The organism is Promicromonospora sp. NPDC057138 (assembly GCF_042670845.1).
Lineage (GTDB): Bacteria > Actinomycetota > Actinomycetes > Actinomycetales > Cellulomonadaceae > Promicromonospora.
Window position 1 is genome coordinate 256309 of sequence record NZ_JBHUUX010000002.1, and the last position, 17032, is coordinate 273340.

Below are 17032 nucleotides of genomic sequence, written 5' to 3' on the forward strand. Positions count from 1 at the left end.
CCACGATCCGTCCTTTCTCGATTATGGAGTCCGCAACATGTCTACTTCGTCTGCGAGCATCGGTTCACGTCCCGTCGTGCTAAGCGACCGACAAGGCTTCGACCGGCGCTGGTTCGCCTCGAAGCTGGAAGCGGTTTATGCCCCCAAGAACGATACCGAGGCGGTCACACAGATCACCGACGCCATCTCCCGTTACGGGCGTGACGTCAAGGTCGTGTCCGGGCGCCACTGCTACGAGAACTTCATATACAACGAGACGACCAAGGCCATCGTCGACATGTCCTCGATGAACCGTGTCGGCTGGGATGAACGGCGCGCCGCCTTCTTCGTCGAGGCAGGTTGTGAGAACTGGTCCGTTTACCGGGCCCTGCTGAACGGTTTCAACAAGACACTTCCCGCAGGAAGTTGTTACTCGGTCGGTGCCGGGGGCCACATCACGGGCGGTGGATACGGACTCTTGTCGCGACTGCACGGTTTGACCGTTGACCATCTCAGCGCGGTCGACATCGTGACCTGGAACGCGTCGTCGAACAGTGCTGAGCTGCACCACGTGTCAGCGACGAGCGCCTCGAAGGACGAACAGGACCTCTTCTGGGCCCTGCGGGGGGCCGGATGCGGCAATTTCGGTGTCATCCTGCGCTACTACTTCGATGAGCTGCCCGAGGCCCCGGAGTTCGCCTCGATCTACACCCTCTCCTGGGACTGGACATCGATCGACAGAGATTCCTTCGCAGACTTGCTTGCCGGCTACGCAGAGTTCGTGAGTGACATGCCCGAGACGGAGTTCAGCCTGCTGAAGCTGACGCATGTATCGTCCGGGCAGCTCGGCATGATCGTCCAAGCCGTTTCCCCCGAAGGGACCACTCTCCTCGACCACCGGAGCGAGGTCGAGCGACGGTACGCGGAAGCGCGGACGCGCTTCGGGGCGATCGTCGACCATACGCCGTTGCGAAACCCGCTCGGCGGCCATCCAGGTTGGACGACGGCCTTCATAGGCAACGAGAGCGTGCAACACGTTACCTACCTCGAAGCGCTGCAGACTCTGAACGGTTCGGGGCCGAACCAGTTCGGCAAGTACAAGTCCGCGTACATGAACAAGGCCTTCCCGCCGAATCAGGTTGCTGCGATCTACCGTTGGCTCAAGACGACCCCGAAAGGGGTTTCCGAGTCGGATATGAGCCAGAGTCTCTTGCAGGTCGACAGTTACGGGGGTGCCATCAATCGGGTTGCTCCCGGTACGACCGCGGTTCCCCAACGCGACGCGATCATGAAGCTGCAGTATCAGACCTACTGGCTCAATGCCTCGCGTCCTGGCGAGGGAAGCCAGGCTCCCTACGACGCCCAAGCCGACGCCCATCTGGGATGGATCAACGAGTTCTACCGAGAGGTCTACGCCCCGTATGGCGGGACTCCCGACCCGGCCAATGATCCGAGCGGAGCGGTCGCAGGCGCTTACTACAACTACCCGGACAGCGTTCTCGGCACACATGCCAAGGGCAACGTTGATGACGCGCTGTGGCTCTACTTCCTCGACAACTTCCGCAACAACCAACGGAACCTCGTTGCCGTAAAGCGCCGCTGGGATCCGGAGAACATCTTCCATCACGCGCAGTCGATTCCAGTGGAGTGAAGTGATCTCACCTACCTCGAGTTCTACCGACAGGCCCTGTGAATAGCGCTCGCTCTCAGACGCCCGGCGGGCGCCGCGTCTTTCTATGCTTCGAGACATGCCTGAGATCAGCTTCCGTGGCAAGTCCCCCCGAGTGTCACCGTCCGCCTGGCTCGCCCCCACCGCGACCGTCATCGGATCGGTGCAGGTCTCGGATCGCGCGAGCGTCTTCTGGGGTGCTGTCCTGCGCGGCGACGGCGACGACATCGTCGTCGGCCTGGACACAAACCTCCAGGAGATGGTCGTGATCCACGCGGACCCCGGGCTGCCGGTGTCGGTCGGAGCACGGGTGAGCGTGGGGCACGCCGCCGTCCTGCACGGCTGCACGATCGAGGACGACGTGCTCATCGGGATGTCCGCGACAGTGCTCAACGGCGCCGTCGTCGGAGCGGGGTCCCTGGTGGCCGCTGGCACCGTGGTCCGGGAGAACATGGTCGTGCCGCCGGGATCCCTCGTCGCGGGCGTTCCCGCCGTCGTGCGGCGGGAGCTCTCCCCGGACGAGCATGAGGCGATCGCCCGGAACGCGGACCACTACGTGCGGCTCGCCGGTGAGTACGGGAGCCTGTTCGGCCCCGGGTGAGGTGGGGCCGAACAGGCGTCGGTGCCTCCTGGTCGCCCCCGTCAGAAGTTCGGGCGATCGTGCGTGTGCACCACCAGGACGGGGCACGGCGCGGAGCGCAGCACGGCGTCGGGCACACTGTGCAGCATCCGGCCCATGACGGGCTCGTGCCGCTGTCCGCCCACGACGACGAGGTCGTCCGCGGACAGGTCACGGAGCAGCGCGACCACCGGATCCCCACGCTGGATCACTATCGTGCAGGGGACCTGCGGATACTTCTCCGACCAGCGGCCCACGTGGTCGGCGAGGTCGGACGTCGCGGCCTCGCGCCACGAGGCCGCGACGGGGTCCAGCTCGGGCGGCGTCGTCGAGAACGGGCTCGTCCCCGCCACGTGCATCACCTCGAGCGGGCAACCGCGTGCGGACGCCTCGGCGAACGCGGCGGCCAGCGCGTCGGGCTCGTTGTCCCGGCCCACCCCGACCCGTACGCGGCGCGGGTCGCCGGTCGTCGCGCCGGCCGGCACGACCGCCACCGCACCGGGGGCGGACGCCGCCAGCGCGGACGACGTGGATCCGAGGAGCAGCCGGTCGAGCGTGCCGAGGCCGCGGCGCCCCACCACCACGAGGTCGCAGGACCCGGAGCGTTCGCTCAGCACGTGCGCCGCGCTGCCCGGCACGACTATCTGCTCGACGTCGCGATGGCCCGGGCGGCGCGGCCCGACCCGCTCGTAGGCCACCCGGGCGGCGCGGTGCGCCTCGTCCCGGATCTCCCCGATGATGTCGCCGATCCCGGGGTCCGGCGTGATCGGCAGGGCGTAGGTCGCCACGACCGTGAGACGCGCGTCGTGCAGGTCGGCGGCGCGGGCCGCCCAGTCCACGGCGGCCAGGCTCTCGTCGGAACCGTCGACCCCGACGACGATGCCCCGGTACCAGGTGATGCTCATGATCGTCCTCCTCGCTCTGTACCAGGACACCAGCCGGCCGGCCGGCCCGGCAGAGACCGGCGACCCGGGGGAGCGGGACCTAGGTCCCGCGCCGGGGTGGCGGGCGGGTGGGTGGACCGCGGGCAGACGCCGATCCGCGCTACCGTGGCCCCGGGAGGTACCGATGGTGCCGATGGAGCCGACGGACACTCCGTGGGATGCTCCGCGCGACCGCACTGACCTGCTGCTCGACGCGGTCATCACGGTCAGCCGCGGTCTGGACCTGGAGACGGTGCTGCACCGCATCGTCGAGACCGCCGTCGAGCTGGTCGACGCCCGGTACGGCGCGCTGGGCGTGCTGGGGGCCGACGGCCGGATCGCCCGGTTCCTCACGGTCGGCCTGTCGGCGGACCAGATCGCCGCGATCGGCCCGTACCCCACGGGGCACGGCGTGCTGGGGGAGCTGATCCGCGATCCCGTGCCGCTCCGGCTGCACGACCTGTCCGCACACCCTGCCTCGGTCGGCTTTCCCGCGCACCACCCGCCGATGCACAGCTTCGTCGGGATGCCGCTGCGGGTGCACGGCGCGCCGTTCGGCAACCTCTATCTCACGGACAAGCACGGCGGCGGCGACTTCACCGCCGAGGACGAGCGGGTGCTGGAGGCCCTCGCCGCCGCGGCGAGCGTGGCGGTCGAGAACGCCCGCCTGTACGACGTCGCGCGGCTGCGCGAGCGGTGGGCGCGGGCGAACGACCGGATCTCGCGCCAGGTCCTGGCAGGCTCCTCGCCGGGCGACGTGCTGACGCTCGTCGGCAGCGAGGCGCGGGAGGTGGCCGACGCCGACGTGACGGCCATCGCGGTCCCGGACCCCGACTCGGGGCGCCTGGTGCTGCAGTCGGCGTGCGGGCTGGACGCGGAGGCGCAGGTGGGGGCGGTGCTCGCCGCCGAGGGCACGTTCACCGCACACACCTTCCGTACGGGCGTGCCGATGGTCACCGACGACGCGACGGCGGACGAGCGGGCGAGCCTCTCGCTGGACGTGGCCGGCCCGCTGGGCCCGCTCGCGGTGTGGCCGCTCGGCGAGCACGGCAGCGCCCGTGGCGTCCTGGCCGCGGCGCGGGTCCGGGGACGCGAGCCGTTCTCGTCGGTCGTGGTCGAGGCGCTCGGCGCGTTCGCCGGCCAGGCCGCCGTCGCGCTGGAGCTGGCGGAGGTCCGGGCCGACGCCGAGCGCGTAGCCCTCCTGCGCGACCGGGAACGCATCGCCCGCGACCTGCACGACCTGGCCATCCAGCGGCTCTACGCGACCGGGTTGTCGCTCCAGCGCATGGCCCGGCGCGCGGACCCGGAGGTGGCGGAGCAGCTCAGCGCGGCGGTCGACGAGGTGGACGAGACCATCGCCCTGGTCCGCACCACGATCTACCGCCTCCAGTCGGGCGACCGGGAGGGCGGGGCACATGCCCGCCGGGTGGGCCTGCGCTCGCGCGTCATCACGGAGGTCGACGCCGCGGCGGCGTCGCTCGGGTTCGCGGTGCGCCTGCGGTTCGAGGGAGCCGTCGACACCCTCGTGCCGCCCGACGTCGCCGAGCACGTGGTCGCCGTCCTGCGCGAGGCGCTCTCCAACGTGGCCCGGCACGCGTCGGCCTCCCGGGCGGACGTGCGGCTGGGCGTGGCCGACGACGTGGTGCTCACGGTCAGCGACGACGGCGTCGGGGTCCCGCCGGGCGCCCCGCGTAGCGGCCTGCGCAACCTCGCCCGGCGCGCGGACGAGCTGGGCGGGTCCCTCGTCGTCGAGCCCGTCGACCCGGACGCTGCCCGGGCCGGGACGCGGCTGGTGTGGCGGGTGCCGCTGCCGGCGGACGTGCTGCCGGCCTGACGGGGCTCGTCAGGGCTGGGTCCCGGGGTGGCGGCGTTCCTCCTGCTCCAGGCGGTCGGCCAGGACGGCGGCCTGGGCCCGCCGCTCGAGGCCGAGCTTGGCGAAGATGCTGGAGACGTAGTTCTTGACGGTCTTCTCGGCGAGGAACAGCTCGGCGCCGATCTGCCGGTTGGTCAGGCCGTGCCCGATGAGCGCGAGGATCCGGCGCTCCTGCTGGGTGAGCGCGGCGAGCGGGCCGGGCTCGTGGTGGGCGTCGGCCCGCAGCCGCTCCATCACGCGGGCCGCGGCGCGCGGGTCCAGCATCGACCCGCCGGCCGCGACGGTCAGGACGGCCTCCACGAGGTCGGTGCCGCGGACCTGCTTGAGCACGTAGCCGGCGGCGCCCGCGAGGATCGCGTCGTAGAGCGCCTCGTCGTCCGCGAACGAGGTGAGCATGAGGCAGGCGAGGTCCGGCATCTTGGAGCGGAGCTCGCGGCAGACGGTGACGCCGTCGCCGTCGGGCAGCCGCACGTCGAGCACCACCACGTCGGGGGCGAGCGCGGGGACGCGGGCCAGGGCCTCGCGGGCGGTGCCCGCCTCGCCCACGACGCGCACCCCCGGCTCGGACTCCAGCAGGTCGGCGACGCCGCGGCGCACCACCTCGTGGTCGTCCACCAGGAACACGCGCACGTCGACGCCCATACGCCCCACCGTAACGGCAGTGCCCGCCCCGGTCGCCACCGGGACGGGCACTGCTGGATCGAGCGTCATCGCAGGACGGGGAACCGTCGCACCAGGGGCAGCCGTGCCCACCAGCTGCCGAGGCCGATCGTGTCGCCCGCCAGGAAGGCGGCCAGCCCGACGAGCAGGACGGCGTTGACCAGGTGGTAGTCCACGAAGGGGTTGTTGTCCAGGGGCAGCGATGCCATCCACATGAGCAGCATGAGCAGCGCGCCGGCGCCTGCGGCGATCCGCATCCCGATGCCGAGGGCGAGGGCCGCACCGATCCCGAGCAGGCTCAGCATGAACAGCCAGTCGATGACGGCGCTGCCCGCCATCGAGCCGAAGAACCCGGCGAACGGACCTTCGACGCCGCCGAGGAAGCCCTCGGTCGGGGAGCCGCCATTGATCCAGGCGCCGTCGGACGGCGTTCCCATGCCCCAGCCGAAGAGCTTGTCGCCGAACGCCCAGAGGAGCTCGACTGCCAGCAGCAGCCGGACGCCGGCGAAGGAGTACCGGGCGACGGCCTCGCCCGAGACGTGTGTGGCGACGCCGGCGTGCTCGTGCGCGTACGGTCCGTGCGCCGACGATGCGGGATGGCTGATCGAGCTCATGATGTCCTCCTGCGAGATGCGCCGGAACCGTTCCGGCGCCTGACTCCACAGTCCCCCGGCCAGGGGACCGGGGGCAGGGCCACGTGCCTCTTGTCGCCGGGACCTTGGTCCCGTGCCCTGCGGGGCGGGCGGCCCTGCTCCTGGCCGGCCCCCGGGAGCGATGGTGGAACCGCCACCGCAGCACGCGGTCGGCGATCCGTACGCCACTCATCCGGATGGAGCTGTCATGAGAGCCGCAGTCGTCACCGACTTCACCGCCCCGCTGCAGGTCAAGGACGTGCCGATCCCCGAGCCCGGGCCCGGCGAGGTGCTGGTCCGGATCGAGGCCAGCGGGCTGTGCCACACCGACATCCACGCCGCGCGCGGCGACTGGCCGGTCAAGCCGACCCTGCCGTTCATCCCGGGCCACGAGGGCGTCGGCCACGTCGAGAAGCTCGGCTCCGGCGTGACCAGCCGCGCCGTCGGCGAGCGCGTCGCGATCGCCTGGCTCGGCAGTGCGTGTGGCGAGTGCCGCTACTGCATCGCCGGCTGGGAGACTCTGTGCGAGCACCAGCAGAACTCCGGCTACTCGGTGAACGGCGCGTTCGCCGAGTACGCGGTGGTGCGGGCAGGGTTCGCCGTGCCCGTCCCCGACGGCGTGTCGTCACTCGACGCCGCTCCGCTGAGCTGTGCGGGCGTCACCACCTACAAGGCGATCAAGGTCGCGCGCGTGGCGCCGGCGGAGACCGTGGCGGTCTTCGGCATCGGCGGGCTCGGCCACCTCGCGCTGCAGTACGCCCGGATCGCCGGCGCGTTCGTGATCGCCGTCGACGTCGAGGACCACAAGCTGGACCTGGCCACCCGGCTCGGCGCGGACCACGTGGTCAACGCTTCCCGCGAGGACCCGGCCGAGGCCATCCAGCGGCTCGGCGGCGCCGACGTCGCGGTGGCGCTGGCCGCGTCGTCGGCCTCGTTCGAGCAGGCCTTCCGCTCGCTGCGCCGCGGCGGCCGGCTGGTCTGCGTCGCGCTGCCCGCCGCGGGCACGATCACGCTGCCGATCTTCGACACGGTGCTGAAGGGGATCTCGGTGATCGGGTCCATCGTCGGCACCCGCAACGACCTCGCGGACGTGTTCGCGCTGCACGCGGCGGGCCGCACTGAGGTCGTGGCGGTCGAGCGCAAGCTCGATGACGTCAACGAGTCCATCGCGGAGGTGCTGGCCGGCCAGGTGCCCGCCCGCATCGTCTTCGAGCTCTGACTCGCCCGACGCCGGGTCGGGACCGGCCCCAGACCGGGCCCGGCCCGGCGTCGTGCGTCAGCGCCCGGGTGAACTGGTGATCCTGGCCTGCGGCCGGAGCCCCGACGTCGGATCCTGGGAGGCATCGCGGGCCGGTGCCGGCCCGCCGGAGCCCACCTCGTCGAAGGGGCTCCTCGCACAGCGGACGGAGACGGAAGCATGCCGAAGGTAGTCACCCATGAAGGTATCGAGATCTTCTACAAGGACTGGGGGAGCGGGCAGCCGATCGTGTTCAGCCACGGCTGGCCGCTGTCGGCGGACGACTGGGACACGCAGATGCTGTTCTTCGTTCAGCAGGGCTACCGGGTCATCGCCCACGACCGCCGCGGCCACGGCCGATCGACCCAGGTCAGCGATGGTCACGACATGGACCACTACGCCGACGACCTGGCCGCGGTGACCGCGCACCTCGACCTGCGCGACGCCGTGCACGTGGGGCATTCCACCGGTGGCGGCGAGGTCGTGCACTACATCGCCCGGCACGGCGAGTCCCGGGTGGCGAAGGCCGCGATCATCTCGGCGGTGCCCCCGCTGATGCTGCAGACCGAGGCCAACCCCGGCGGCCTGCCGAAGAGCGTGTTCGACGACCTGCGGGCCCAGCTCGCGGCGAACCGCTCGGAGTTCTACACGGCGCTGGCCTCGGGCCCGTTCTACGGGTTCAACCGGCCCGGCGTCGAGATGCGCGAGCCCCTGGTGCGCAACTGGTGGCGCCAGGGCATGACGGGCGGCGCCAAGGCGCACTACGACGGCATCAAGGCGTTCTCCGAGACAGACTTCACCGAGGACCTGCGCAAGATCACGGTGCCGGTGCTGGTCATGCACGGCGACGACGACCAGATCGTCCCGTACGCCGACTCGGCGCCGCTGTCGGCCAAGCTGCTGCAGAACGGCACGCTGAACACGTACCCGGGCTTCCCGCACGGCATGCCGACGACGAACGCCGACGTCATCAACGCCGACCTGCTGGAGTTCATCGAGTCGTAGCCGTCACCTTGTCGCGCAGCCGGCGGTCGAGCACCAGCATGGCGAGGCCGGTGAGGATGATGATCGCGATGAGGCCGAGCCGGTCGACGGTCGTGTGCGCCATGATGACCAGGCCGCCGATGCTGTGCGCGATCAGCGCTCCGGCGATCAGCGCGAGCGTATGGCGTTCGGTCCAGGCCGTCGACCGGCTCAGCCGCCCGATGGTGATGACGGCCAGGGCGGCAAGCGCCGCCGCGGCGACCATCGGGACGAGCACGGTGGCCCCGTGGGTGAAGGCGGGCTGGCGGGCCCCGAACATGGGGAACGTGAGCGCGAACAGCAGCAGTGTGCCCAGCCCCGCGCCGGCGAACAGCCAGGTTCGGGACGGCGCCGTGTTCCCGGCGGTGCGTGACCGGGCGGGCGGCATGATCGCAAGGGCGATGATCCCGAGGAGGACGACGGCGGCGACGTAACCGATCAGCAACGGCAGCGGTACCTGATAGCCCGGGTCCTCGCTGGGTGGAACGCTCACCCGGAGGACCCCCACGCCGAGCGCGGCGACGACTCCGGCGACGGTCAGGCCCGGGCGGCCGAGGTACGGGACCCCGCGGTGCGCCGGGAAGAGCAGGTCGGTCAGCGCGATCGGGATCAGCAGCGTGAAGACCGCGTGGTAGATCGTGTTGGCCTCCCAGTAGGGGAGGTTGAACCCGAACACGCGCAGTCCCCAGTCGGCGGCGTCGTAGAGGTGCGGGCTGGTGAGGGCCTGCAGGCCGATCCCGTCCTCGATCAGCTCATAAGCGACGGCGAGCAGGAGGATGCTCGGCCATCCGCGCCCGCGCCGGACGACGAGCTCGCGGATGAACAGGACGCCGGCGCCGTAGATGGGGACCCACAGAATGACGAGCCACGCCATCCTGATCGGCGTGGACCCGAGCGCGAGCTCCGCGATCAACGGTGTCAGCGCGATCAGGGTGAACGCGGCCGGACGATTCCGAGATGTCACTCTGGCGCTCCATGCTGCCTCGCTGTCCACCGGTCCTCCAACTGGTCTCGGCACGTGTTCGACGGGAAGGTTATCACCGATAAGCATCGGCGTTCGCGGGGTAGGGTCTCGCCATGCCTCAACCCAGGCGGACGGACCGTGCCGCGATCGTGTCCGCGGCGCTCGAGGTGCTCGACGAGCACGGTCTCGACGGCCTCTCCCTGCGCGCGATCGCGGCGCGTCTCGGGGTGCGGCAACCGGCCCTGTACCACCACGTCGACAGCAAGGCTGACCTGCTCGCCGCGGTGGCGGACGAGGTCCTCGACCGCTGGCACACCGATCGCGTCCCCGTGAAGGACGAGCGCTGGCAGGACTTCCTGGCGCGCAATGCCTGGAGCCTGCGTCGGGCGATGCTGTCCGTTCGCGACGGCGCGCGCCTGATCGCGTCCGCCGGCCCGCGCAGCCCGAGCACCGAGAACGCGATCGCGCAGACCAGCCTGCTCGAACGCAGTGGTTTCACCGGCGCGGACGCCGTACTCGCGTTCATCGCCGTGTCCAGGTACACCATCGGCGCGGCCCTCGAACAGCAGACGGCGCGCGACGGCACGGACATCGTCATCCCCGCAGAACCGGGCGACGAAGCCGCCGCCCACCTCGCGCTGCTCGCGAGCGAGGTCGCGGCGCTCGGTCCCGAGCACGAGTTCGAGGTCGGCCTCACCGCGCTGATCCGGGGCCTTGACCAGCTGTGACACCTGGTCTTCAGATGACGGAGGTCTGGCGATATTGTCCGTACGCATTGAGGTGTATCGCATGGAGACCGCCAACGACGGCAACCGGGATGAGGTAGTAATTGAGGTCTCCGTCGATGATGAAGAAGTCATCGATCTCGTCAGGGCCGTATGTCCGGCGTCCACCCCGTGTGGTTGAGAGATAGACCTTCCAGCTGTCGCCTGCGCGAGTCCTCGTCGTCTTCACCTGCACACGGCGGATTCCCGAAACCGTGCAGACGAGTAGGTCATATCTGCTGGGCTCAAGTTGCCACGACACATCGTTGCCGCACAACATGTACCACGCTGCCGCGAGGGTAGGTCCTGCATGGTCATGATGGTCGAGCTTCGGTGTCAACGCACCGGTGTCTGAGGTTCGTGTGGTCGCCAGGAGATGCGTCGTATCCGCACCGATCCGCGCGGCATGCCCCTTGACCAAGGCGAGGCCGGCGTCGCTCTCAACGTCCAGGCACGCGGTTACTGCGGTCCATGAGTCCGCTTCAGCAATTGCTGCGCGGATCTCTGTGTCGGTCCAACGGCGCTGCCCGACAAAGTGTGTGTAGTCCAGACCGAGACGATCTGCCTCGGCACGAACAGATCTCATGGCTCCGGAGGATGATGCGACGAGTTTCAACTCGCGCAGCACTCCTCGCCAGCTCTTTGAAGCGGCGACAGCAGCGACGAGACACTCGTCGGTATAGGTTCGCGCGCGGGCCATGTCGCAACCGTATGGTGAGCCTCTGACACTCCGAGATTCGATCAAGGATTGCCAGCCCACAGGGCGCCCACCCGGACCAACCCGCACATAAAAAACAGCCGGACCTACGATTTCGTAGGTCCGGCTGTCCGCGATGTCCTGCAACATCACACGGTCGGGCTGACAGGATTTGAACCTGCGACCCCCTGACCCCCAGTCAGGTGCGCTACCAAGCTGCGCTACAGCCCGCGGTGTTTCGAGCATGCTCGACACTACCGGTTTCGGCCCCTTGGGGCCGACGGAAATACTACCCCACCTCCGGCCCTGCGCCCGACCAGGTGATGCCGGACTGCCACACACATCGTGGATCACAGCCCAGACCACAGACCCCGTCACATCGCGAACCAGGACGTACCCGCGGAGACCGCGTGGATAGTCTTGCCGACGTGCACCCCTCAGCGGCCGACGGCGTCCGACGCATCGATTTCCTTCCCTGGGAGTACGACCCCACGTCGCCGGAGGCCGAGGCCCAGGCCGCGCGGCAGCAGGAGCTGGTCGCCGCGGGCGCGCAGATCGGCGACGGCGTCTTCATCGCCCCGAACGCGGCGGTCTTCTGCGACCGCCTCACGATCGGCGACCGCTCCTACGTCGCCGCGCTCGCCTACGTCACCGGCGACCTGACCATCGGCGCGGACTGCTCGATCAACCCCTACGCCGTCGTCCGCGGGGAGATCCGGATGGGCGATGGCGTCCGGATCGGCGCGCACAGCTCGATCCTCGGCTTCAACCACCGCATGTCCGTCGACCTGCCGATCCACCAGCAGGGCACCTGGAGCAAGGGCATCACGCTCGGCGACGACGTGTGGATCGGCTCGAACGCCACGATCCTCGACGGCGTCACGGTCGGCGACCACGTCATCATCGGGGCGAGCGCCGTCGTCACCAAGGACGTGCCCGACTGGGCGGTCGTCGCCGGCAATCCCGCGCGCGTCATCCGCGACCGCCGGACAGAGACGCAAGACAGCCCTGACGTCGACGAGCCCCGCGGTCCCCGTGGCGCCGGCGAGTCCCGCACCGCGGACCTCGCCACCGACCTCCAGTCCTTCGCCCAGCGGGCGCGCGACCAGGCCGGCGACCTGCTGGCCCGCTGCTTCGAGGACGGCCGGTTCGTCGATCGTCCGTCGGCCCTTGCGGGCCCGCTCGAGCCGGCGGTCCGGCCGTGGGCGGACGCCGTCGAGGTCGCCGACCTGCTGCTCGACGCCGCACCGCCCGGGTTCGAGGCCGCGGACCTGATCCGGCGGCTCGCCGCCCGCCAGGACCCGGCGACGGGGCTCATCCCGGCGGGCGACCTCTCGGATCGCGGCTTGGAGCGCGCGCCGACGTCGGACGAGCCACTGCTGCCCACGGACGGCAGCGCCAGCTATCACATCCTCAGTGTCGGGTACGCGGTCCGGCTGCTCGGCGGGCGGCTGCCGCACCCCGTGCGGGCGGTCCGCGTGCTGAGCGACCGCGACGTCGTCCGAGCGCTCGACGCGCGCGACTGGGGCGCGGGGGCCTGGGGGAGCGGCGCCGCCGTCGACGCGCTCGCCACCGCGTGCGCCCTGAACATCGCCGACTTCTCCGCGGAGCTCGACGACGGCGGGACCGGCCCGCTCTACGGGCTCCTGGGCTGGCTGTCCGCCCGGGCGAACCCCGCCACGGGAATGTGGGGCGCGCCGCAGCCCGCGCGGCGCTGGCTGCAGGCGGTGAACGGCTTCTACCGGCTGACCCGCGGCTCGTACGCGCAGCTCGGCCTGCCGCTGCCCTACCCCGAGGCGGCCATCGACACCGTCCTGGAGCACGCGGCCGATCCCCACCTCGCGACCCCCGAGGGCTACACCGCCTGCAACGTCCTCGACATCGTCCATCCGCTCTGGCTCGCGGCCCAGCAGACCGGGCATCGCCGCGCCGAAGGCGCGGCGTGGGCCCAGGCCCAGCTGCGGCGGGCGCTGCGCAGCTGGTCGGACGGCGCGGGGTTCGCCTTCGCTCCCGCGAGCGATGGCGCCGACGCCGTGGCCGGGCTCCAGGGCACCGAGATGTGGCTCAGCATCGTCTGGCTCCTGGCGGACTACCTCGGCCTCGCGGACGCGCTCGGCTACCGGCCGCGGGGCGTGCACAACCCGGACCCGCTGGTCCGGCTCGCTCCGGTCGACGAGCGCTGACGCTCAGGCGCGGGCGGCCGTGGACCCGCGGACGACGAGCCTCGTGGCGAGCTCCTCGCGCGGCGCGACGTGCGGCGGGTCGTTGCTGATGCGGAGCAGCATCCGGAACGCCGCCGAGCCCATCTCGGCGATGGGCTGGTGCACGGTGGTCAGCGCGGGGCTCAGCCACTGCGCCTCCGGCAGGTCGTCGAAGCCGACCACGCTGACGTCGTCGGGGATCCGCAGGCCCAGCGCGGCGGCGGCGTCGTACACGCCGAGCGCGATGGTGTCGGAGCAGGCGAAGACCGCCGTCGGGGCGGTGTCCCGGAGCAGCGCCGTCGCCTGCTCGGCGGAGCGGGCGCGCCGCCAGTCGGTGTGCACGACCCGCACGTCGGGAAGGTCGAGGCCCGCCTGCGTGACGGCGGAGCGGAACCCGTCGATGCGGGCCTGGCTGTAGAGGTGCGTGCGGTGCCCGGCGAGCACCGCGAGCCGCCGGTGGCCGAGCGCGAGAAGGTGCTCGGCGGCGGCGCGGCCGCCGGCCCAGTTCGCGGCGCCGACGCTGGCGACCGTGCTCGGCGGCTGGCTCAAGGGGTCCAGCAGCACTATCGGCACCCGGGCCGCGGCGAGCGTCGCGAGCTGTTCGCCCGTCGTGTCGACGAGCGCGAGGACGGCGCCCCGCAGCCTCCGCGCGAGCAGCCGGGTGAGCCAGGCGTCGTCGGGCGGCCGGGCCACCGAGACGACGATGTCGATGCCGGCCTCCTCAGCGGCGTGCTCCACACCGCTGAGGGCGCGGTTCGCCCAGGTGCCCTCGACGCCGCTCAGCACGAGGTCGACGAACGGCGACCGCCCCCCGCGCGACGGCGCGTCGCGGCCGGAGCGCCCGCGGTACCCGAGCTCCGTGACGATGCGCATGACCCGGGTGCGGGTCTCGGACGAGACGTCCGACCGGCCGCTCAGCACCTTCGAGACCGTGGGCACCGTCGTGCCGGCGGCCTTCGCCACGTCCGCGAGGGTCGTGCGCCGTTGGCTCTGCATGCGGCGAGCGTAGGGGTGGCGGCAAAAGTTGCGCAACTATCTGGGGCTTGATCCGGCAAAAGTCCTCGTGTATCAAAGGGTGCGGCCCCAATGACCTGTCCACTTGTTGCGCAAAGTTTGGAGCGAAGAGCACCACATGACGACTTCGAAGACGAAGCACGCGCTGATCGTGCGCGGGGGCTGGACCGGGCATGAGCCCGTCGAGACCACCGACTCGTTCCGCCCGTTCCTGGCCGAGCAGGGATACGACGTACGGGTCGAGGAGACGACGGCGGTGTACGCCGACGCGGACTACCTGGCCGGCGTCGACGTCATCGTGCAGACCAACACGATGAACTCCATCGAGGGCGACGAGCTCCGCGGCCTGATCGCGGCCGTCGCGGGCGGCACGGGCCTGGCCGGGTGGCACGGCGGCATCGCCGACTCCTACCGGAACAGCTCGGACTACCTCCAGCTCATCGGCGGCCAGTTCGCGGCCCACCCGCCCAAGGCCCGGCCCGGCGACCTGGCGGGCGAGGCGAGCGACAACTTCGTGCGCTACGCGGTCAACATCGTGCCTGAGCAGGCCGACCATCCCATCGTCGCCGGGATCTCCGACTTCGAGCTGACGACCGAGCAGTACTGGGTGCTCTCGGACGACTACAACGACGTGCTCGCGACCACGACGCTGCCCGCCCGGGAGTTCGACCCGTGGCACCGGCCGGTCACGAGCCCGGCCGTCTGGACCCGCCGGTGGGGCCAGGGCCGCATCTTCGTCTCGACGCCGGGGCACGACCTCGCCGTCGTCGACGACCCGAACGTCCGGACCATCATCGAGAGGGGCATCCTGTGGGCCAGCCGCTGAGAGTCGGGATCGTCGGAGTCGGGGCGATCTCCGGCCAGTACCTGAGCACGTTCGCCCACCTCGACGCCGCGCGCTCCGACACCGCGCGCTCCGACACCGCGCGCCCCGGCACCGTGCAGCTCGTCGCGGTCGCCGACGTCGACGCGGCCCGCGCGGCGTCGGTCGCAGCGGAGCAGGGCGTGCGCGCCCTGACCGTCGACGAGCTGACGACGGACCCCGACGTCGACCTCGTCCTCAACCTCACGATCCCGGCCGCCCACGCGGAGATCGCGCTCAAGGCCATCGCCGCGGGCAAGGCCGTGTACGGCGAGAAGCCCCTCGCGGCCACGCTCGAGGAGGCACGCGTGGTGGTCGACGCAGCCCGCGCGGCCGGGGTGGCGCTGGGCTGCGCGCCGGACACCGTGCTCGGCACGGGCGTGCAGACTGCCCGCAAGGCCATCGACGACGGCGCGATCGGCGAGCCGATCGCCGCGACCGCGACGATGATGACGCCCGGCCACGAGCGCTGGCACCCCAACCCCGACTTCTACTATCAGCCGGGCGGCGGCCCGCTGCTCGACATGGGGCCGTACTACGTCACCACGCTGGTCACGCTGCTGGGCCCGGTCGTGTCGGTGGTCGGCGCCGCGAGCCACACCCGGGCCACCAGGGAGATCGGGTCCGGGCCGCGCGCGGGGACGGTCATCCCGGTCGACGTCGACACGCACGTGACGGGCGTGCTCCGGCACGCCTCGGGTGCGCTGTCGACCCTGGTGATGAGCTTCGACTCGGTGGCCACCCGGGCCTCGCAGATCGAGGTCCACGGCCAGACGGGGTCGCTCATCGTCCCCGACCCGAACGGGTTCGACGGCGACGTGCGGCTGCACGAGCTCGGCGGCGGCTGGCGGACCCTGCCACCCAGCGCGGGCTACCGGGACGCCGGGCGGGGCTTCGGCGTCGCCGACCTCGCGGCCGCGCCGCCGGGTGTGCCGGCCCGCGCGAACGGCGACGTCGCGTACCACGTGCTCGACATCATGACGTCGCTGCTCGCGGCAGCCGACACGGGGACGACGGTCGCCGTCGAGAGCACGTGCGAGCGGCCGGCGGCGGTTCCGCTGTCGGACGGGCCGCACTGAGCACGTGTCAGACCTACAGGTCACTCAGGTGACCTGTAGGTCTGACACGTCGGCTACCAGCCCAGCTCGGCGTCGTCCTCCTGGAACGTGCCCGTCGGGCCGTCGGCGCCGATGACCGCCATCCGGACGATGTTCCGCGCGCTCACCTCGACCGGGCGGCCGTGCGGGTTCTCCTGCCCGCCGAGCTCGGTCGCCGTGTACCCGGGCTCGACGGCGTTGAACCGCACCTCGGGCACGGCCCGCGCGTACTGCACCGTGAGCATCGAGACCGCAGCCTTGCTCGCGCCGTAGACGATCGCGGAGACCTGGGACGCCGGGCGGTCGGGCGAGTGGTTGGCCCAGAACGAGCCGAGCGCGCTGGAGACGTTGACGACCACCGGGTTCGCGGACCTGCGCAGCAGCGGCAGCGCCGCCTCCGTGACCCGGACGACGCCCACCGCGTTCGTGTCGAACACCGCCAGGGCGTCCGGGCCGTTCAGCGCGAGCATCGCGATGCCGGCGTTGTTGACGAGGACGTCGAGCCCGCCGTCGGCCTCGATCCGGGCGAAGGCCGCGGCGACCGACGCGTCGTCGGTGACGTCGAGCTGCACGAACCGGGCGCCGAGTTCCTCGGCGACCGCCCGCCCCCTGGCCTCGTCGCGGGCACCGACGTAGACGGTGTGCCCGGCGGCGACGAGCTGGCAGGCCGCTTCCTTGCCGAGGCCCCTGGTGGCCCCGGTGATCAGTGTTGTTGTCATGCCTCGACCTTCCGGCGTCCGCGGGCGGACAGGCAGCCGTCCGGTTGTCGTAGGACTGCCAGGGCCACGACAACCACGTCGGCCACGCCTCACACTGGG

The 17032-nt window shown here is 71.2% G+C and carries 16 protein-coding genes and 1 tRNA gene; 9 read left to right on the forward strand and 8 right to left on the reverse strand.

Annotation, left to right across the window (positions count from 1 at the left end; translation table 11 throughout):
• The first annotated feature begins 37 nt into the window (after window positions 1-37).
• Together ACFT2C_RS02730 and ACFT2C_RS02735 are read left to right on the forward strand one after the other, a co-directional pair.
• Window positions 38-1630: an FAD-binding protein gene (locus ACFT2C_RS02730; protein ID WP_377205458.1), complete on the forward strand. Its 1593-nt coding sequence runs from the start codon at window positions 38-40 to the stop codon at window positions 1628-1630.
• 97 nt (window positions 1631-1727) lie between these two features.
• Window positions 1728-2249, forward strand: coding sequence for a gamma carbonic anhydrase family protein (locus tag ACFT2C_RS02735; RefSeq protein ID WP_377205459.1), 522 nt, complete (start codon window positions 1728-1730; stop codon window positions 2247-2249).
• 41 nt (window positions 2250-2290) lie between these two features.
• Here ACFT2C_RS02735 and ACFT2C_RS02740 read toward each other — a convergent pair whose 3' ends face one another.
• The gene (locus tag ACFT2C_RS02740; RefSeq protein WP_377205460.1) at window positions 2291-3172 is read right to left on the reverse strand and encodes a universal stress protein; all 882 of its coding nucleotides are present in this window, start codon (window positions 3170-3172) and stop codon (window positions 2291-2293) included.
• Between ACFT2C_RS02740 and ACFT2C_RS02745 the strand changes: the two genes are divergently transcribed.
• A complete protein-coding gene (locus tag ACFT2C_RS02745; protein ID WP_377205461.1) occupies window positions 3171-5024 on the forward strand; it encodes a GAF domain-containing protein in 1854 nt (617 codons plus the stop codon). The two genes, ACFT2C_RS02740 and ACFT2C_RS02745, sit on opposite strands and share 2 nt — an antisense overlap.
• 9 nt (window positions 5025-5033) lie before the next feature.
• Here the strand turns inward: ACFT2C_RS02745 and ACFT2C_RS02750 are convergent, their stop codons facing one another.
• Both ACFT2C_RS02750 and ACFT2C_RS02755 read right to left on the reverse strand, forming a co-directional pair.
• Window positions 5034-5705 carry a response regulator gene (locus tag ACFT2C_RS02750; RefSeq protein ID WP_377205462.1) on the reverse strand — a complete coding sequence of 224 codons (672 nt, stop codon included), beginning with the start codon at window positions 5703-5705 and terminating at the stop codon, window positions 5034-5036.
• A gap of 65 nt (window positions 5706-5770) precedes the next feature.
• Window positions 5771-6337, reverse strand: coding sequence for a hypothetical protein (locus ACFT2C_RS02755; RefSeq protein WP_377205463.1), 567 nt, complete (start codon window positions 6335-6337; stop codon window positions 5771-5773).
• A gap of 226 nt (window positions 6338-6563) precedes the next feature.
• Here ACFT2C_RS02755 and adhP point away from each other — a divergent pair, with 226 nt between their 5' ends.
• Entirely contained in the window at window positions 6564-7574 is a 1011-nt protein-coding gene (gene adhP, locus ACFT2C_RS02760; RefSeq protein ID WP_377205464.1) for an alcohol dehydrogenase AdhP, read from the forward strand.
• Between the two features lie 198 nt (window positions 7575-7772).
• Window positions 7773-8597 (forward strand): alpha/beta fold hydrolase, encoded by an 825-nt coding sequence (locus tag ACFT2C_RS02765; protein WP_377205465.1) that lies wholly within the window; start codon window positions 7773-7775, stop codon window positions 8595-8597.
• Here the strand turns inward: ACFT2C_RS02765 and ACFT2C_RS02770 are convergent.
• The gene (locus ACFT2C_RS02770) at window positions 8584-9579 is read right to left on the reverse strand and encodes a hypothetical protein (protein ID WP_377205466.1); all 996 of its coding nucleotides are present in this window, start codon (window positions 9577-9579) and stop codon (window positions 8584-8586) included. The genes ACFT2C_RS02765 and ACFT2C_RS02770 overlap by 14 nt on opposite strands.
• Before the next feature lie 113 nt (window positions 9580-9692).
• Between ACFT2C_RS02770 and ACFT2C_RS02775 the strand changes: the two genes are divergently transcribed.
• Entirely contained in the window at window positions 9693-10307 is a 615-nt protein-coding gene (locus tag ACFT2C_RS02775; protein ID WP_377205467.1) for a TetR/AcrR family transcriptional regulator C-terminal domain-containing protein, read from the forward strand.
• Window positions 10308-10317: 10 nt separating this feature from the next.
• On the opposite strand, the gene ACFT2C_RS02780 is transcribed toward ACFT2C_RS02775, so the two are convergent.
• A complete protein-coding gene (locus tag ACFT2C_RS02780) occupies window positions 10318-11043 on the reverse strand; it encodes a hypothetical protein (protein WP_377205468.1) in 726 nt (241 codons plus the stop codon).
• A 154-nt stretch (window positions 11044-11197) separates the two neighbouring features.
• Window positions 11198-11271 (reverse strand) — tRNA-Pro (locus tag ACFT2C_RS02785).
• A gap of 197 nt (window positions 11272-11468) precedes the next feature.
• On the opposite strand from ACFT2C_RS02785, the gene ACFT2C_RS02790 reads away from it, so the two are divergent.
• Window positions 11469-13223 carry an acyltransferase gene (locus ACFT2C_RS02790; RefSeq protein ID WP_377205469.1) on the forward strand — a complete coding sequence of 585 codons (1755 nt, stop codon included), beginning with the start codon at window positions 11469-11471 and terminating at the stop codon, window positions 13221-13223.
• A 3-nt stretch (window positions 13224-13226) separates the two neighbouring features.
• On the opposite strand, the gene ACFT2C_RS02795 is transcribed toward ACFT2C_RS02790, so the two are convergent.
• A complete protein-coding gene (locus ACFT2C_RS02795; RefSeq protein WP_377205470.1) occupies window positions 13227-14237 on the reverse strand; it encodes a LacI family DNA-binding transcriptional regulator in 1011 nt (336 codons plus the stop codon).
• A 136-nt stretch (window positions 14238-14373) separates the two neighbouring features.
• Here ACFT2C_RS02795 and ACFT2C_RS02800 point away from each other — a divergent pair, with 136 nt between their 5' ends.
• Window positions 14374-15081, forward strand: a complete 708-nt coding sequence (locus tag ACFT2C_RS02800) for a ThuA domain-containing protein (RefSeq protein ID WP_377205471.1) — start codon at window positions 14374-14376, stop codon at window positions 15079-15081.
• Window positions 15066-16196, forward strand: a complete 1131-nt coding sequence (locus ACFT2C_RS02805) for a Gfo/Idh/MocA family protein (protein WP_377205472.1) — start codon at window positions 15066-15068, stop codon at window positions 16194-16196. Before ACFT2C_RS02800 ends, ACFT2C_RS02805 begins: the two co-directional genes overlap by 16 nt.
• Window positions 16197-16249: 53 nt before the next feature.
• Here the strand turns inward: ACFT2C_RS02805 and ACFT2C_RS02810 are convergent, their stop codons facing one another.
• Window positions 16250-16933 carry an SDR family NAD(P)-dependent oxidoreductase gene (locus ACFT2C_RS02810; protein WP_377205473.1) on the reverse strand — a complete coding sequence of 228 codons (684 nt, stop codon included), beginning with the start codon at window positions 16931-16933 and terminating at the stop codon, window positions 16250-16252.
• Window positions 16934-17032: the final 99 nt, after the last annotated feature.

Excerpts from the sequence above, each read along its gene's own strand:
- ACFT2C_RS02775 (WP_377205467.1), top strand. The coding sequence starts at position 9,693 with ATGCCTCAACCCAGGCGGACGGACCGTGCCGCGATCGTGTCCGCGGCG.
- ACFT2C_RS02730 (WP_377205458.1), top strand. The coding sequence starts at position 38 with ATGTCTACTTCGTCTGCGAGCATCGGTTCACGTCCCGTCGTGCTAAGC.
- ACFT2C_RS02745 (WP_377205461.1), top strand. The coding sequence starts at position 3,171 with ATGATCGTCCTCCTCGCTCTGTACCAGGACACCAGCCGGCCGGCCGGC.
- adhP (WP_377205464.1), top strand. The coding sequence starts at position 6,564 with ATGAGAGCCGCAGTCGTCACCGACTTCACCGCCCCGCTGCAGGTCAAG.
- ACFT2C_RS02795 (WP_377205470.1), bottom strand. The coding sequence starts at position 14,237 with ATGCAGAGCCAACGGCGCACGACCCTCGCGGACGTGGCGAAGGCCGCC.
- ACFT2C_RS02735 (WP_377205459.1), top strand. The coding sequence starts at position 1,728 with ATGCCTGAGATCAGCTTCCGTGGCAAGTCCCCCCGAGTGTCACCGTCC.
- ACFT2C_RS02740 (WP_377205460.1), bottom strand. The coding sequence starts at position 3,172 with ATGAGCATCACCTGGTACCGGGGCATCGTCGTCGGGGTCGACGGTTCC.
- ACFT2C_RS02755 (WP_377205463.1), bottom strand. The coding sequence starts at position 6,337 with ATGAGCTCGATCAGCCATCCCGCATCGTCGGCGCACGGACCGTACGCG.
- ACFT2C_RS02765 (WP_377205465.1), top strand. The coding sequence starts at position 7,773 with ATGCCGAAGGTAGTCACCCATGAAGGTATCGAGATCTTCTACAAGGAC.
- ACFT2C_RS02810 (WP_377205473.1), bottom strand. The coding sequence starts at position 16,933 with ATGACAACAACACTGATCACCGGGGCCACCAGGGGCCTCGGCAAGGAA.
- ACFT2C_RS02780 (WP_377205468.1), bottom strand. The coding sequence starts at position 11,043 with ATGGCCCGCGCGCGAACCTATACCGACGAGTGTCTCGTCGCTGCTGTC.
- ACFT2C_RS02800 (WP_377205471.1), top strand. The coding sequence starts at position 14,374 with ATGACGACTTCGAAGACGAAGCACGCGCTGATCGTGCGCGGGGGCTGG.
- ACFT2C_RS02750 (WP_377205462.1), bottom strand. The coding sequence starts at position 5,705 with ATGGGCGTCGACGTGCGCGTGTTCCTGGTGGACGACCACGAGGTGGTG.